Annotated in this window: 16 protein-coding genes; 7 read left to right on the top strand and 9 right to left on the bottom strand. The window is 71.3% G+C overall.

The features are described 5' to 3' along the window. Positions 1-33: 33 nt before the first annotated feature. Positions 34-705 (top strand): methyltransferase domain-containing protein, encoded by a 672-nt coding sequence (locus FNH09_RS21945; RefSeq protein ID WP_162468913.1) that lies wholly within the window; start codon positions 34-36, stop codon positions 703-705. 59 nt (positions 706-764) lie between these two features. Here FNH09_RS21945 and FNH09_RS21940 read toward each other — a convergent pair whose 3' ends face one another. Both FNH09_RS21940 and FNH09_RS21935 read right to left on the bottom strand, forming a co-directional pair. Continuing rightward, positions 765-2129, bottom strand: coding sequence for an FAD-binding oxidoreductase (locus tag FNH09_RS21940; protein ID WP_152890576.1), 1365 nt, complete (start codon positions 2127-2129; stop codon positions 765-767). 105 nt (positions 2130-2234) lie between these two features. After that, a complete protein-coding gene (locus FNH09_RS21935; protein ID WP_152890574.1) occupies positions 2235-3140 on the bottom strand; it encodes a LysR family transcriptional regulator in 906 nt (301 codons plus the stop codon). A 295-nt stretch (positions 3141-3435) separates the two neighbouring features. On the opposite strand from FNH09_RS21935, the gene FNH09_RS21930 reads away from it, so the two are divergent. Then, a complete protein-coding gene (locus FNH09_RS21930; RefSeq protein WP_152890572.1) occupies positions 3436-4140 on the top strand; it encodes a type 1 glutamine amidotransferase domain-containing protein in 705 nt (234 codons plus the stop codon). A gap of 79 nt (positions 4141-4219) precedes the next feature. Here the strand turns inward: FNH09_RS21930 and FNH09_RS21925 are convergent, their stop codons facing one another. Next, positions 4220-4867 carry a TetR/AcrR family transcriptional regulator gene (locus FNH09_RS21925; RefSeq protein ID WP_152890619.1) on the bottom strand — a complete coding sequence of 216 codons (648 nt, stop codon included), beginning with the start codon at positions 4865-4867 and terminating at the stop codon, positions 4220-4222. Positions 4868-5026: 159 nt separating this feature from the next. On the opposite strand from FNH09_RS21925, the gene FNH09_RS21920 reads away from it, so the two are divergent. Then, positions 5027-6499 carry an MFS transporter gene (locus FNH09_RS21920; RefSeq protein ID WP_152890570.1) on the top strand — a complete coding sequence of 491 codons (1473 nt, stop codon included), beginning with the start codon at positions 5027-5029 and terminating at the stop codon, positions 6497-6499. 150 nt (positions 6500-6649) lie between these two features. Beyond that, complete coding sequence (locus FNH09_RS47140) at positions 6650-7066, top strand: hypothetical protein (RefSeq protein ID WP_162468912.1); 417 nt, start codon at positions 6650-6652, stop codon at positions 7064-7066. 36 nt (positions 7067-7102) lie between these two features. On the opposite strand, the gene FNH09_RS47135 is transcribed toward FNH09_RS47140, so the two are convergent. The 3 genes from FNH09_RS47135 to FNH09_RS21900 all read right to left on the bottom strand — a co-directional run bounded on the left by FNH09_RS47135 (position 7103) and on the right by FNH09_RS21900 (position 10247). After that, positions 7103-7264, bottom strand: a complete 162-nt coding sequence (locus tag FNH09_RS47135) for a hypothetical protein (RefSeq protein ID WP_162468909.1) — start codon at positions 7262-7264, stop codon at positions 7103-7105. A 207-nt stretch (positions 7265-7471) separates the two neighbouring features. After that, a complete protein-coding gene (locus FNH09_RS21905; protein WP_152890564.1) occupies positions 7472-8422 on the bottom strand; it encodes a UbiA family prenyltransferase in 951 nt (316 codons plus the stop codon). Between the two features lie 424 nt (positions 8423-8846). Then, positions 8847-10247, bottom strand: coding sequence for a cytochrome P450 (locus FNH09_RS21900; RefSeq protein WP_152890562.1), 1401 nt, complete (start codon positions 10245-10247; stop codon positions 8847-8849). 259 nt (positions 10248-10506) lie between these two features. Between FNH09_RS21900 and FNH09_RS21895 the strand changes: the two genes are divergently transcribed. After that, on the top strand, positions 10507-10851 hold the full coding sequence (locus FNH09_RS21895; protein ID WP_338017642.1) for a hypothetical protein: 345 nt from the start codon (positions 10507-10509) through the stop codon (positions 10849-10851). 37 nt (positions 10852-10888) lie between these two features. Here the strand turns inward: FNH09_RS21895 and FNH09_RS21890 are convergent, their stop codons facing one another. Continuing rightward, positions 10889-11980, bottom strand: a complete 1092-nt coding sequence (locus FNH09_RS21890; RefSeq protein ID WP_338017641.1) for an AAA family ATPase — start codon at positions 11978-11980, stop codon at positions 10889-10891. After that, on the bottom strand, positions 11977-12585 hold the full coding sequence (gene pnuC / locus FNH09_RS21885; RefSeq protein WP_420802771.1) for a nicotinamide riboside transporter PnuC: 609 nt from the start codon (positions 12583-12585) through the stop codon (positions 11977-11979). Before pnuC ends, FNH09_RS21890 begins: the two co-directional genes overlap by 4 nt. A 218-nt stretch (positions 12586-12803) precedes the next feature. Here pnuC and FNH09_RS21880 point away from each other — a divergent pair, with 218 nt between their 5' ends. Then, the gene (locus FNH09_RS21880) at positions 12804-13226 is read left to right on the top strand and encodes a hypothetical protein (protein ID WP_162468911.1); all 423 of its coding nucleotides are present in this window, start codon (positions 12804-12806) and stop codon (positions 13224-13226) included. Here FNH09_RS21880 and FNH09_RS21875 read toward each other — a convergent pair. After that, positions 13205-14032: an MmyB family transcriptional regulator gene (locus tag FNH09_RS21875; RefSeq protein ID WP_162468910.1), complete on the bottom strand. Its 828-nt coding sequence runs from the start codon at positions 14030-14032 to the stop codon at positions 13205-13207. The genes FNH09_RS21880 and FNH09_RS21875 overlap by 22 nt on opposite strands. Before the next feature lie 86 nt (positions 14033-14118). Here FNH09_RS21875 and FNH09_RS21870 point away from each other — a divergent pair, with 86 nt between their 5' ends. Further along, positions 14119-15087, top strand: coding sequence for an LLM class flavin-dependent oxidoreductase (locus FNH09_RS21870; RefSeq protein ID WP_152890557.1), 969 nt, complete (start codon positions 14119-14121; stop codon positions 15085-15087). Positions 15088-15094 lie beyond the last annotated feature (7 nt).

Below are 15094 nucleotides of genomic sequence, written 5' to 3'. Positions count from 1 at the left end.
CCGAGTCGCGGCCCGATGGGCGACGGTGGGCCGGTGACCGACAACATCGCAACAGGATCGCCCGACTCCTCCCCCGCCGACGGATACCTCGGGGACCCGGCCGTGCGGGCGGAGTGGGACAACCGCTACTCCGATCGACAGCAGCTATGGAGCGGCCGGCCCAACGGCGCGCTCGTGGCCGAGGTCGCCGGGCTCGCACCGGGGCGTGTGCTCGACGTCGGCTGCGGTGAGGGCGCGGACGCCGTCTGGCTCGCGCGTAACGGCTGGGACGTGACCGCACTGGAGGTCTCGGGTGTGGCGCTGGCGCGGGCGGAGGGGCACGCGCGGGACGCCGGCGTCACCGTTCGCTGGATACACGCCGAACTCAGCCGTTCGGCGCTCCCGGAGGCCTCCTTCGACCTGGTCTCCGCGCAGTATCCGGCCCTGCTGCGCACCCCCGACGCCGCGGCCGAGCGAGCACTGCTCGCGGCCGTCGCGCCCGGCGGCGTCCTGCTGCTCGTCCACCACGCGGGGATGGAGAACCAGCAGGCCAACGACAGCGGTTTCGACCCGGCCGACTACGTCTGGCCCTCGATGGTCGCCGACCTGCTCACCGACGACTGGAAGATCGAGGTCGACGAGCAACGGCCACGCGTCGCCCCCGACGGCGGCGCCGGCGCGCACCACACCGACGACGTGGTGCTGCGCGTACGTCGGCTCCGCTGAGCTCGCCGGCGGCGGGTGAGGTCGTCCCGCACGACTCGATGCGGACGTCCCGGCCGGTGTCAGGGCGTGAGGTAGGAGTGGAAGACGTGCTCCGGGTCGTACGCGTCCCTCAGTCGCCGCAGTCGCTCCCAGCCGGCCGGGGTGTACGAGCGCTCGGCCCGGGAGGGATCGGCCGTGAGGTCGGTCTCGGCGATGTAGTGGCCGGTTCCGTACGGCTCGACGATGCGCATGGTGTCGCGCAGCCAGCGCGTGTTGTCGGCGTCCGCGGCGGGGTCGTCCCAGATCGCGAAGGGGGCGAGATAGGTCTCGCCCAGGATCGGGAAGGCCATGCCCTCGGCGAGGGTGCGGTCGCGCGAGGCGGGCCACAGGGGCGCGAGGACCAGTGACTGCTCGGACGGGGCGGCGGCGACCTTGGCGGCGAGGGCGGGCAGCAGGGTGGTGTACGCGGTGTCCGACCACAGGGTGTCCACGGCGTTGCGGTGGCCCTGGTGCCAGGAACGGGACGCTGTTTCGTACAGGTCCTCGAAGGTCGTGGGCCGGTCGGTCTTCCGGTCCAGGGCGTGGTCGGCCAGGGGGCAGTCCCGCAGCGGCTCCAGGCAGCGGGCGGCCTCCTGTGGCGTGCGGGCGAACGCGGTGCCCGTGAAGCTGATCGTCTTGGGTCTCGGCGTCGCCGTCGTCCCCTCCGAGGAGGCGGTCGCGAGCATGAAGGACGCCTCGACGTTCGCCGGAAGCCGCTCGGCGGCCTCGGTGGCCCAGCGGGTCACGGGCTCGGCGTCGGCCAGCGGAAAGACGTAGGAGGTCTCGGCGATCGCTGCCGGGGCGTCGTACAGCGACACCTGGAAGCGGGTGGCGACGCCGAAGAAGCCGGGTCCGGCGCCACGGGCGGCCCAGAACAGGTCCGAGTTCTCCTCGTTGTTGCAGGTGAGAATGGTGCCGTCGGCCGTGACCACCTCGACGGCCCGCACGCTCGCGGCCGCCGGTCCCAACGCGCCCGAGTTCCAGCCAAGACCGCCGCTGAGCAGATAGCCGCCGAGGGCGACGGGCCCGCAGTGCCCAGCCGGGAAGGCGAGGCCGTGCGGGGTGAGCGCGGCGACGAACTCACCTCCGCTCAGCGCGGGTTGGACGGTCGCGGTGCGCGAAGTCGGTTCTATCTCGCATGTGTTGAGTGCGGAGAGGTCGATGAGCATGCCCCCGTCGCGCAGCGGTGAGCCGCACCAGCTGTGTCCGTGGGAGCGCAGAGCGATCCGGTGGCCCTCGGAGCGGGCCAGCCGGACGGCGACCGGGACGTCGCGTTCGGAGGCGACGCGAACGATGAGGTCGGGGAAGCGCTGCGGCTTGAGGCCGTTCCAGAGCATGGCCGACCAGGTGTCGTGGTAGGCGGCGTCGCCGCGTCGGACGACTTCTCCCTCAATCCTCTCGCTCATGGCGGGTCCTCAGCCGCTCGTGAGCCCGGGGAGATGGATCGCGCGGGAATCCATACCCGGTAGTTTAATTCAGCGGCGGAATATCGAACAAACGCGGCAAAACCGTCAAAGGCTTCCCCACTCCTGCCCCGCCCGGGTCAACTGCTCCCACACGGCCGCGAGAACCGGACTCGCCGGACCGTCCCGCCGGGACGCCAGGTACAGGGTGTTCAACGGTTCAACCACCGGTTGGTGCATCTGCGCCACCTCACCCGCGGCCAGCGCGGGGGCGACCAGATAGCGGGGCAGCACGGAGATCCCCATGCCGGAGGCCACCGCGGCGAGCACGGCACGAAGGTCCGGGACGACGACCGCGACCTGATTGGGTGGCCGCCGCCCGAACTCGGTGCGCCAGTATCGCCGGATGATCGGCAGGTCTTCCGAGTAGGCCACCAGCGGCAGATGGGACAGCGCGGCGACCGGGTCGGCGGACAGCCGCTCCTGGTCGACGGCATGCGCCAGCGCGGGCGGCCCCACGAGCAGGAACTCCTCGTCCACCAGCGTCGTCACCAGCAGATCCTCGCGCTGTGGGCGGATCGCGGAGACCACCAGGTCGAGCCGCGCGTCGGCCAGCGCCGACAGCAGTTCCTCGGCAAGCCCCAACGTCACCCGAATCCGCAGTCCCCGGGCGGAGAGCGGCGCCAGCGCGGGAAGCACCTGAAGCGACATCAACTCGGCCGCGCCACCGAGCCGGACCGTCCCGTTCAGCGCACCCGGCTGCCGCGAGGGCGCGAGGGCGGTGCGCAGCCCGTCGACATGGGCGCCGATGCGAGCGGCCAGCACCGCGGCGCGAGGTGTCGGCTGCGCTCCCTTGCTCGACCGTACGAAGAGCGGCTCCCCCAGTTGCTCCTCCAGGCGTGCCAGCTGACCGGTGACCGCGGGCTGGCTGACTCCCAGGCGCGCGGCCGCCGCGGACAGCGATCCGGTGCGGTAGATCTCGAGAAACGTCGCCAGCAGGTCCAGCCCGGGCAAGACGCCTCCTCCCATCACAGAACTTATGGAAAGTCTCGTTCAACCGCATTCTAAAGGCCGACGCGGTGGACAGGTCGTGCTCGCGCAACCCGGTGCCGACCGCGCACAGTCGCCAGAATCGCGCAACCCCGACCCATCACATTCCTTATGAGTGGAGGGCGGCATCGGGGCATGCCCGTGATGAATCCTGCCGTTGTCCTGATCGCCGCGGCACTCCGGGGCACGGCGCACAGCCACCACGTTCACCACGTAGTTCACATGCACCACGTGGTCCACAGAGAAGAGCAGGCATTCCATGTCGAAGATCCTGATGATCGTCTCAGCCGCCGACAGCTTGGAACTCGCCGACGGATCCACCCATCCGACCGGCTTCTGGGCGGAAGAGGTCGCGGCCTCCCACCGCACGCTGCTCGCCGCCGGAGCGCAGGTGGACATCGCCACCCCCGGGGCCGTGCGCCCCACGGTCGACGCGCTCAGCCTCGACGCCCGCGGCGGAGTGTCCGAGACCGACGCCGAGGAGTTCCGCGCCTACCTCGACAGCATCTCCGACCGGCTGTCCCACCCGCTCGCGCTGTCGGAGGTGGAGGCGACGGAGTACGACGCGCTCTACATCCCGGGCGGCCACGCACCCATGGCCGACCTCGCCCACGACGCGGATCTCGGGCGGCTCCTCAAGGAGGCCGACAGCCGGGGCACGGTCATCGCGGCACTGTGCCACGGCGTCGCCGCCCTGCTCAGCGCCACGACCCCGGACGGCGGCTTCACGTTCGCCGGCCGCACCCTCACCGCGTTCTCCGACACGGAGGAGAACCAGGGAGGCCTGGGCGAGAACACCCCCTACTTCCTGGAGAGCCTGCTGCGCGAGCGCGGCGCAGTGGTCGAGACCGGGGCGCCGTGGAGTGACACCGTCGTCGTGGACGGCAACCTCGTCACCGGTCAGAACCCCCAGTCCAGCGTCACCACGGCCGAGGCCACGCTGAAGGCGCTCACCGGCCGCTGAGTCGTGCGGAAGCGGGTGCGCTCACAGCGTGGCCGAGGAGCGCACCCGCCCCCCGACAGCTCGACGACGTATGTGACGTTCAGGCTCCGGCTTGCAGCCGGAGGCCCGTCAGCGTCAGCTCCAGGGCGGAGCGGAACTGGTCGACGTCGTCGTGGCCGTCGAACTCGTCGACGATCTCGTGCACGAACGGGAACTCCGCGGGGTCGAGCTCCCGCCAGGTCTGGGCGAAGCGGCCGAGGTACTCCTCGCGGCTGACGGCGCCGTCAAGGACCTCCTCGGGCGGTTCCTGCCCCATGTCGACGGCGGTGCCGACGACGACCCCCACGATCGCGGACACGGCATGGAAGCGCTGGTGTGCGGTGAGATCCAGGCGAAGGGTCTGCTGGCCGAGCCTCTCGTACAGGCGCAAGGAGTTGCCCTGGACGTCGGTGTTGCGCATGAAGTAGGCGCCCAGCCAGGGTCGGTGCACGATCGCGTCGAACAGCGTCACGGCCATCGCGCGCAGGTCGTCGATCGGGTCGTCGCTGCCCGGAAGGTCTTCGATGTCGGCCAGTACCGCGCCCACCACGTGGTCGGTGGCGCGGTCGAGCAGTTCCTCCTTGCTCGCCACGTACCAGTAGATGCTGGCGACGCCGCCGCCGAGGCGCTGTGCGAGCGCCCGGAAGGTCAGTGCGGGCGCCCCGGCCTCGTCGAGCAGGGCCACCGCCTCGGTGAGCACGGACTCCATCGAGTGCGAAGCCCGTCGACGTCCTCCGCCCGAGCGGCTCTGCAGGCGTGTCATGGCTCCCTTTCCACGGTCCTTGCGTTGTACCGAACGCTGTTCTATCGTATCGCATCGTACGTTGTTCGATAACCGTACGTCGTTCGATGAAGAGGACTGATTGCCATGACCACCGCCACGCTCCAAACCCCCTCATCACGTACCTATCCCTCCCTACGCGCGGCGTGGATTCCCCTGGCTGCCCTCTGCCTGGCCTTCTTCGTCGAGATGGTCGACAACACGCTGCTGTCGATCGCGCTGCCCACGATCGGCCGTGACCTCGGCGGCGGGACGACCGCGCTGCAATGGGTCACCGGGGCGTACTCGCTGACCTTCGGCGGGCTGCTGCTCACCGCCGGGTCGATGGCCGACCGGCTCGGCCGGCGTCGGGTGCTGCTCGTCGGGCTCGCCGCGTTCGGCGCGGTGAGCCTGTGTGTCGTCCTCGTCACCACAGCTGGGGAGCTCATAGCCCTGCGGGCGGTACTCGGCATCGCCGCCGCGGCGATGGCCCCGATCACGAACTCCCTGGTCTTCCGGCTGTTCGACGACGCGGCCCTGAGGATGCGCGCCATGACGGTGATGATCGTCGTCGGCATGTCCGGCTTCGTCCTCGGACCGCTGCTGGGTGGCACCGCGCTGGCCCATGTGGGGTGGGAGTGGCTGCTGCTCGTCAACGCCCCGATCGCGCTGATCGCGTGCATCGGCGTCCGGCTCGGCGTCCCGGCCGACCGGCCGGAGGACCTGACCAAGGACGCGCTCGACATCCCGGGCGCCGCGCTGAGCGTCAGCGCCATCGGTCTCGCCTGCTACTCGCTGACCAGCGGTGTCGAGCACGGCTGGCTCTCCGCGCCCACCCTCGCGTCGATCGCGGGCGCCGTGGTGGCCGCGATCGCGTTCATCCGGCACGAGCGTCGCAGCGCGGCACCCATGCTGGACCTGCGCCTGTTCTCGAACGGCACCGTCCGCGGCGCCGCCCTCGCCCAGATCGGCACGTCCATCGCGATGGCCAGCGTGATGTTCGGGCTGATCCTCCACTTCCAGTACGCCTACGGGTGGAGCCCGGTGCGGGCCGGCCTGGCGAATCTGCCGATCATCGTGACGATGCTCGCCGCGACTCCGCTGTCCGAGTGGCTCGCGCGCCGCTTCGGCCATCGCATCGCCTGCCTGGTGGGCGCGGCCTGCCTGGCCGGTTCGCTGGCGGGTCTCGCCTGGGGCGTCGACCACGGGTACGCGGCCATCGCCGTCTGCATGGTGTTCATGACCGTGGGACTGCGGACCGTGATGACGATCTGCGCGGTCGCGCTCGTCGACGCGATGCCGGGCAACCGCACCTCCATCGCCGCCGCGCTCAACGACACCGCCCAGGAGGTCGGCTCCAGCGTCGGCACCGCCGTCGTCGGCACCCTGATCGCCGCGCTGGTCACCACCCAGCTCCCCGCCGGTACCTGGAGCGGCGACCTCGTCGCGTCGTTCTTCCACGGCGAGCGGATCACCTACGCCCTGCTCGCGGTCGTCGTCGGCGTGATCGCGGCCGGCGGCGCGCTGAGCCTCACCGACTCCCACAGTGTCGAGGAGCACCCGGTCGAGGAAACCGTCTGACGGCAGGGCCCGACGACCTCGTACAACGGTGGCGGAGTCGGCCCGGATCACACAGATCCGGGCCGACTCCGTCTTCGCGTTGCCGCACGTGACGGCCGGGGCATCGTCCCGACAGGTTTAGGGTGCCCTCGTGAATCCTGATGATCTTCAGTGGCAGTCGACCCACCTCGACGGTGTCCTGCCACGGCTCGTGGACGAGATCCTGGAACGCGGCGGCCTCGAAACGCTGGTGGAGGCGGCGCGGCGGGACGCGCCCGGGAAGCGATCGCACAGGTCGAGGCGCTGCCGGCCGACGAGGTCGACGACCGCGAGCTGACCATCGCCGGGCTCCTCGCGCAGGACGGCCGCGTCGAGGAGGCGATCGCGCTCCTGCGCCGACTGCCCGGCACACGGGCCGCAACCGATCTGGCCGAACTGCTCATCAGTCAGGACCGCTTCGCCGAAGCGGTCGCCGTCATCCCCGACGTGGCCGCCCAACGCAGGGAGAAGGAGAAGGCTGCGTCCGAGAGCAAGGGCGGGTGGGGCAGCGACCCATGTTCAGCCCCGAATACCGCGCCCTTGGAATGACGCCCGTCCGAGCACCTTCGCCGGCCGTCACCCTGATCACTGGGCAACGGCCGTCGCGATGGACCGCCTGCGAAGTCCTTCGGCCAGGTGCGCCATTTCCACGTACGTGCCGACCAGACCGGCTCCACTCAGCTCTGCGGCCGCCAGCCGGGCTTCGACCAGTGACAGGCCGCGTATCTCGCGCAGGGCTCTCAGCACTTGGACGAGAGTGGTGTCCTTGGTCGCCAGGCAAAGCCGGGCGGCCCCGCGCCGGGCCAACAGTGCCTGCCTGACCTCTTCGGGAGCCTGGCCTACGCCCGTCTCGCACCACGAGTCGGCACAGGCTCGACACCTCCACCTGATCCTGCCGCAAACGCTCAAGGCCCGACGACTGGGTCGGGCCGGTGTCGGTCCGGTCGGGAGTGGTCAGAGCGTGAGGAAGGCCGTGGTGAGGATGGCCGCGTACCAGTACTCGAAGTAGCGGTATGTGCGGTGGTCGTAGGCGGGGGTGCGGTGGTTGAGGACGCGCCGGGCGATGGTCCAGCACAGGGCCGCGATGGCCGCTTCGGCGCACCATGTGGCCGGGGTGGTGGCGCGGATGAGGAGGAAGTGGTCGACGAGCGGGAGGAGGGCGAAGCCGGCCGCGAGGCAGCGGCGGGTGAGGGGTTCACCGAAGGCGAGGGGGAAGGTGGCGCGGTGGGCGGCGGCATCGCCGTGGAGGTCGCGCAGGTCCTGGGCGGGGATGAGGAGGAAGACCACGACGGCGAGGACGAGCATCCAACGCCAGGCGTCGGCGGTGAGGGGCGCGGTCAGCTGCCAGGCGGCGCCGAGCATGGGCAGGACGCCGAAGCCGATGACGGCGTTCTTGACGATCCAGTGCCGGGAGCCCCCGAGGTTGTGCAGCAGGGTCATCGCCTGCCAGAGCAGCGCCCACTGCCACACCCCCAGCGCCCAGCCGAGGAGCGGGAACGCGGCGAAGGCGACAGTGGTGCGCACCAGCGCGCCGCGGGTGGTGACCGACTGCTTCACCAGCGGGCGGAAGGGCTTGTTGAGGCGGTCCTCGCGCAGGCCGGCAAGTTGGTTGGTGAGGCAGAAGGTGTAGAGGTAGAGCCAGAAGTAGAGGGTCGATACCAGCGCGGTCACGGCCAGGCGGCCTGGTGGCTGGTGGTACTTGACGGCGATGGCCAGAGCGAAGACCACGCCGGGGTAGAGGCCCGCCCAGGGGTCGTTCTTGATGAACTGCCAGCTCAGCCACGGCTCCCGCACCGCGATACGGACGACGGTCCGGGCCGCGGACAGCAGACTCGGCGCCGGTCCCGTCCCCGGGGACGGCGGTGCGGCAGCAGTGGAGATGGGGTGCCTCGGCGGGCTTGCCATGGCGAACAGCCTCCCTGGGGGTCAGGCCGGGCGAACGGTGGTGGTCTCGGCAAGGTGGCGCAGGAACGCCGTGGCGACAGGCGGGAGGTCGGCAGACCGAAGGGCGTCGAGCGCCCGGGCCTGCCGCTCCTTGATCACGTCTTCGACCTCGTCGCGTCGACGGCCGGCCGGTCCGCCGTCATCGCAGGCCTGACCATCACGCCCCCTCCCCCACCCGGCTTCCGCGGCCGCGTAGCTCCTTCCCGTGGCGTGTACGCCGGTAACCGCCGCACCAGGACGCACGCGAGCACGACCGTCTTCGCCATCGCCTCTTTCACGTGACGGCGCCTGCACCCGTCTCTCGTGAGCGCGCGGCGCGTACTTGTGCGCCGGCGCGGAAGGCGGCGTTGCCTGTCGCCGGGCAGGCGGGCTTTGGAAGCGCACCCTAAGGGTGTCGGGGAGGGACCGGGCGGCCTGTGGGGTGGCCGTCGTTGTTGCCGGGGGCCGGTCGGGCTTCGAGGCGCAGGCGGAGGTCGCGGGGGACGCAGGCCGCGGACAGGGCGATCCTCGCGGGGCGGTCGGTGAGCGCCGTGAACTTCCACGAGCCGATCAGCAGGGCGAGGACGACCGTGGCTTCCTGGAGTGCGAAACGGTCGCCGATGCACCGACGCGGACCGGACCCGAAAGGGATGAAGGAGGTGCGTTCCGGGGGCTGTTCGGTCCACCGGTCGGGGTCGAAGTCACGGGGCCTTGGGTGAATGCGTGGGTTCCAGTGGACCGCGTACTGGCTCAGTGCGAGCGTGGTACCGGCCGGCAGACGCGTTCCACCGAGCTTGGTGTCCTCGGTGACGGTACGGGTGACGAGCCAGGTGATCGCGTGCAGGCGAAGGGCCTCGGTGATGACCTGGGTGAGGTAGGTCAGCTCGGGCACGTCGACCGCGCGCGGCGGCCGGCCGGCCAGGACCTGGGTGACGTGGGCGTGGAGCCGGTCCTGGATGTCGGGATGGCGGGCCAGCTCGTACAGGACCCACGACAGCAGTCCGGCCGTGGTCTCCGTGCCAGCGATGAAGAACGTGACGACCTGGTCGGCGATCTCCCCGTCGGACAGGGCCCCGGGCCCGTCCTGCGGATCGTCGGGTTCCTCGGCCAGGAGGAGGGCGGAGAGCAGGTCCTGGTGGTCGCTGCCGTCGGCGCGGTGGGAGGCGATGACATCGGCGACCGTCTGCCGCAGGCGGGCCCGGGCGCGCTGGAAGCGGAGGTTGCCCGGGGTCGGCGCACGGTCGAAAGGGGCGGGGACGAACATGCGGCGCATCGCGCCCGACATGATCGTCTCGGCGTCCTCCCCGATCTGACGGGTCGTGGTATCCGGCAGGCGGCTGCTGAACATCGTGGTGGCCAGGGCCCGGTTGGTGATGGCGAGCATGGCCCGGTTGACGTCGACGACCTCACCGTCGGTCCAGGCCTCGGTCGTCTCGTACGCGGCGGACGTGACCGCGGCCGCGTAGTCGGGCAGCCGCGCGGGCCGGAAGGCCGGCTGGCACAGCCGGCGCTGCCTGCGGTGCCGACCGTGCGGGCAGGTCGCCAGTCCGTTCCCGACGGCTTCCCTGGCCCGGTCGAAGAACGGGCCGCCCTTGTCGAAGGTGCGGTCGTCGCGCAGCGCCTCCTGGACGAGGCCGGGGTCGCAGACCAGGACCATGGTGTGCGGCCCGAGCCGCAGCCGCACCAGATCACCGTGGCGGGGCAGCGAGGCGATGAACCCCAGACGGTCGCGCAGCAACGCCACCGAGTGCCCGAGCAGCGGCAGATGCCGAGGGGCCAGCGGAACGGTGTCGAGATCCTTGCCCATACCGGGACCCTCCTCCGGATCGTGGGCATTTCTTCCCCCCACCGGGAGGGGAGAACCGTCCCGGCCGCAGGTCGCGCGGGGCGCGCGGGGGCGCACCGCTCGCGCCGCGCCCTTCGACCTCCACACCGGCCCGGATGTTCGAGCGGGCGCCGCCGGAGGACGTCCGCCGATCACGTCGACCGTCTAGGGTGACGCGGTGGGGTGCGAGCTGCGGGAACGATGGGGCGGACAACCGTTGTGGGCGAGATGGGCTCTCGCGGTGTACCTGATCGGGTTTCTGGAAGGATCCTGCGTTCACATCCTCGATGTGGTGCGTGACGGCATCCATGCCTACGCGGCGTTTCCGCAGGTTCCCCTGCGAGGATTCTTCGTCAGCCTGGCGATCCTCGATCCGCTGGTCGCCGTGCTGGTGACACTCGTGCGTCGAACAGGGATCTGGCTGGCAGGCGCCGTGATGGTGACGGACGTCTGCGCGAACTGGTGGGGCAACCGGCACTGGCTGGAGGATGGTCCGGCGCGACTTCTCTCGCTCTCGCCCATCACCGTCTTCGGCCTGTTCGTCGTTGCGTTCCTGCTCCCCTTGCAGCGCACGGTTGCCAGATAGCGGGCCGTGGTCGAGGGCAGGGGCGGTACGGCGGTCGTCAGCGGTGTTCCGGGAGCGGGTCGGCGAAGTGCCAGCCCTCGGCGAGCAGGGCGTCCACCGCCGCCACGGCGGTGCGCAGCCGCTGCTCGGGGTCGCCGGTGACCAGCAGGTACCGGCGGCCGGTGCGCTCCAGTTCCGTCCGGAACCGGCCGGTCATCCACGGACGCAGGTGCGGGCCGTCGCGCAGGCCGTCGTCCTCGAAGGGCACGCCCTCGTGGTCGGTGAGCAGGTACAGGTGGCGCGGGGTGTGGTCGGCGACGGCCGCCACCTCGGGGCTGGGCGCGCCGAGGTAGCGCTCGTGCCAGATCGTGGTGGCGAAGGAGTCGGTGTCGCAGAAGAGCACCGGGGAGCCGGCGCCGGCCGGCCGCTGTTCGTCGGCGTCCTGGCGGCGGGCGATGAGCGGGAACTCCTCGGAGGTGAACTCCACCGCCGTCCAGTCGGCTCCGGGGTCGGTGGCGCGCAGCGCGGCCAGCTTCTCCTCGCTGAACGCGCGCCCGTACTCGGGCACCCAGCCGGTGTCCGTCCAGACGCCGCCGCGTGCGCGGTAGTGGTCGGCCAGGGCCCGGGAGAGGGTGGTGGTGCCGGTGGACTCGGCGCCGAGGACGACCACGCGCCGGGTCAGGGCGGCGCGCACGCCGGGGCCGAGGTACGCCCAGCAGCCCACCGGGTCCTTGCGCACGGCCGTGCCGGAGACGGGGTACGTGGTGCGGTCGAGGTCCACGAGGACCTCGGCCGCGCCGAACCGTCGGGCCAGCTCGGTGCCGTAGGACTCGGAGGTGAACACGGCGTCCACCGGGTCCGGGACGGCCGTGCGGAAGACCGCCATGTGGGCGTCCCACACCGCGGGGTCGTGCAGGTCGACCGGGTGGTCGTCGACGGCGCCGACGACCTCGGCGTCCGGGTGGGCCTCGCGCATCCAGGTCACCCGGTCGGCGAGCGGCACCGATTCCACGGAGGCCGCGCAGACCAGGACGGTCAGCCGGTCGCACTGCGCGAGTGCGGTGCGGACGAGGTGGTGGTGGCCGGCGTGCGGCGGATAGAACTTGCCGAGCACCAGGCCGTGCCGGTACGGGCGGGCGGCGGCGTTCACGCGGTCACCGCCGTCGCGGAGTGGGTGCCGGCTGCCACGAGGGTGCGCCGCCAGCCGAGGAGGCCGGCCACGCACAGGGCGAGGAAGCCGACGTACAGCAGGGAGGTCAGGTACAGGCCCTTGTAGGCGTAGAGCGGGATGTAGACCAGGTCGGCGGCGATCCACAGCCACCAGGACTCCAGCAGCTTGCGGCACTGGCCGTAGGTGGCGGTCAGGGACAGTGCGGTGGTCAGCGCGTCCCAGAACGGCACGGTGGAGTCGGTGGCCCGGTCCAGCAGGAGGGTGAGGGCGGCGGTGCCCAGCACTCCGGCGGCGGCGAGCCAGGCCCATTCGACACCTGTGGTGCGGCGCACCGGCAGGACGTCGCCGGTGGCCGGTCCGGCGCCGCGGGCCCAGGTCCACCAGCCGTAGGCGGCCAGTGCGATGAAGACGACCTGGAGACCGGCGTCGGCGTACAGGCCGGCCTGGAGAAAAAGCACGATGAAGAAGACGTTGTTGGCTATGCCGACCGGCCAGTTGGCGATGTGCTGCCGTGCCACCAGCCAGACGCAGAGGGCGCCGGTGGCGAAGCCGAGCGCTTCGGTCCAGCTGAGGTTCCAGTTCACGAGCGACTCCTTAATAGTCACTTCGACTATAAACAGGAGGGCGGGCGGAGGACAAGGGGAAAACCTGCGGGCACGCTGCGGCCATGGCGTCGGTCTTCATGCAGCCCGGCCGTCCGACGGGATGGCGGACCGGAGCCCATTCCCCGCCGGGAATTACCGGTCTTCGCCGCGCATCGCACGATTTGGTCCCAAGTGGCCTTCCCCGCAAGGAGATTCGCGTGATCGAGATCGACCCGCAGCACCTGGCCGACCGCTACATGGCTCAATGGACACTGGCCGACGCTGCCGAACGGCGCGCGGCCATCGAGCGGTTGTGGGCCGAGGACGGCAGACACGTCCTTCACCCACCCGCGGGGATCAGGCAGCTCGCCGCGGAACTCGGCTTCGCTCACAGCACTTTGGAGGCCCATGGGTACGACGCCATCGAAGCCCGGGTGACGCGAAGCCACGAACAGTTCGTCGAGAAGGCGGGATTCACCTTCCGGGCCCGCGCCGACGCGGTTCGCCTCGACGACGTGGTCAAGTTCGACTGGCAGACGGTGTCCGCCGAGACCGGCGACGTGCTGGGGGGCGGCCTGGTGATGCTCGTGCTCGACGACGACGGCAGGATCAAGGCCGATTACATGTTCCCGGGCGGCTGATCCACGGCCGTAGCGGCGCCCTCCCGTCCGGCAGCGGCGCCCGCTGGTCCGGCGGCCACACCCCTCGGTCCGTCGGCCGACGCCGCGAGTGCCTCGGCTGTCGCCGCGTCGGCGGGCAGGAACGCCTCCAGCTTGAGCTCGGCCAGTGTCACGTCGACGGCGGTGGCGAAGGTGGTCACGGTCGTCATCAGGCGCAGCTCGCCGTGCGAGGACAGCAGGCGGAGCGGGACCGCGAAGCCGAGCAGCCCGGAGGACGCATCCAACTGGGGCACGTAAGCGGCGAGTTCGGCACGCAACTCTTCCAGATGGCCGAGGCGGACCAGGATGTGGCGTGCCCATTCGTCGAGATTGCGGATACGGGGGGCCAGGCCGTCGGGATGCAGGGCGAGCCGGTAGATGTTCGTGCCCGGGCCGACCAGCTCGGGCGCCGCCCCCTCGGTGATCAGGTCGAACGCGCTGTTCGCGGCGATCAGAGTGCCGCCGTGGTCCGCCACCAGCGCCGGATACGGCAGGTGCCCGCGGAGGATGTGGTCGATCGCCGTGCGCACGGGCGCCAGCGCCGGGTCGTCGAGTGCGCTCTCGGGGTAGGCGGGTGCGTACCCCGCGGCCAGCAGCAGTTCGTTGCGCTCCCGCAGCGGCAGTTCCAGCGACTCGGCCAGGCGCACGACCATGTTCCGGCCGGGGACGGACCTGCCGGATTCGATGAAGCTGAGATGGCGCTGGGTGGTGCCCGCCCGAAGCGCCAGGTCGAGCTGGCTGAGATGCCGGCGGGTGCGGCGTTCGCGGAGCGCACGGGGGAAGTTCACCGGCCCGTTGTACCGGCGGCGGAGGGTTGCGGGCCATTCCCCGCAGGGAATTGTCGTCGGCCGCACCTGACGTGAACATCGCCGACATGGACATCGGCGTACTGCTTCCGACCGCGACCGCCCAGTGGGGCGCGGCCGACGACCCTCGCGAGCTGGTCGCCTTCGGCCGACAGGCCGAACGCCTGGGCCTCTCCTCGCTCTTCGTCAACGACTCCCTGATCAGCCCGCGCATCGAGGCACTCACGATGCTGGCGGCGCTCGCTCCGGCGACCGAGGCCGTGACGCTGGGCACGGCCGCGCTGATGCCGTTCCTGCGGCGGCCGGTGCAGGCCTCGCAGTCACTGGCGTCGATCGACCTGCTGTCCGGCGGCCGGCTCACCGTGACCGTCGGCGCGGGGTTCCCCGGCCGCTTCGGGCGGCCCCTCTACGCGCTGTCCGAACTGCCGTGGGAGAGGCGCTTCGCCCGCCTGGACGAGACCGTCGCGCTGTGGCGGGCCCTGTGGGACGGCGCCGAGTCCTTCCACGGCGAGATCCTCCGGTTCGACGGCATCCCGCCCACGACCAGGCCGTACCAAGCCGGCGGCCCGCCCGTCTGGCTCGGCGGGGCGACGCCCGCGGCGCTGGCCCGCACCGGCCGGTCGTACGACGGATGGCTGCCCTACCCGCCCGACCCCGCCGACTACGCGTCCGGCCTCCGTCAGGTCCGCCGGGCGGCCGTCGACGCCGGGCGGGCGGCCGAGGGCATCACTGCCGCGCTGTTCGTCTCGGTACGGATCGACGACGACGCCGAGAGCGGACGCCGGGCGCTGGACGCCTACGCGCGGGCCGTTTACGGGATGCCACTGGAGGAGCTGGAGCGGATCCAGGCCGTGGTCACCGGCTCCGCCGACCAAGTGCTCGGGGGCCTGAACCGGTATGTCGCCGCGGGCGCCCGGCACATCGTCGTACGGCTCGCCGCTCTGGACCTGCGCTCCCAGTGCGACCAGCTCGAACGGATCGCGGACCTGGTCCCCGCCGTCCGCGAGGCAGCACATCACACCGCCGGGGCGGGGTGAGCTGGGG

This window comes from Streptomyces adustus (genome assembly GCF_009377175.1).
GTDB classification, from domain to species: Bacteria; Actinomycetota; Actinomycetes; order Streptomycetales; family Streptomycetaceae; genus Streptomyces; species Streptomyces adustus.
The sequence above is the reverse complement of the archived record's forward strand: the minus strand, read 5'-3'. Positions and strand labels throughout refer to the sequence as shown.

Bases quoted from the DNA above. Each gene is read 5' to 3' on its own strand.
- FNH09_RS21940 (WP_152890576.1), bottom strand. From the start codon at position 2,129: ATGAGCGAGAGGATTGAGGGAGAAGTCGTCCGACGCGGCGACGCCGCC.
- FNH09_RS21930 (WP_152890572.1), top strand. From the start codon at position 3,436: ATGTCGAAGATCCTGATGATCGTCTCAGCCGCCGACAGCTTGGAACTC.
- FNH09_RS21925 (WP_152890619.1), bottom strand. From the start codon at position 4,867: ATGGAGTCCGTGCTCACCGAGGCGGTGGCCCTGCTCGACGAGGCCGGG.
- FNH09_RS21920 (WP_152890570.1), top strand. From the start codon at position 5,027: ATGACCACCGCCACGCTCCAAACCCCCTCATCACGTACCTATCCCTCC.
- FNH09_RS21905 (WP_152890564.1), bottom strand. From the start codon at position 8,422: ATGGCAAGCCCGCCGAGGCACCCCATCTCCACTGCTGCCGCACCGCCG.
- FNH09_RS21900 (WP_152890562.1), bottom strand. From the start codon at position 10,247: ATGGGCAAGGATCTCGACACCGTTCCGCTGGCCCCTCGGCATCTGCCG.
- FNH09_RS21870 (WP_152890557.1), top strand. From the start codon at position 14,119: ATGGACATCGGCGTACTGCTTCCGACCGCGACCGCCCAGTGGGGCGCG.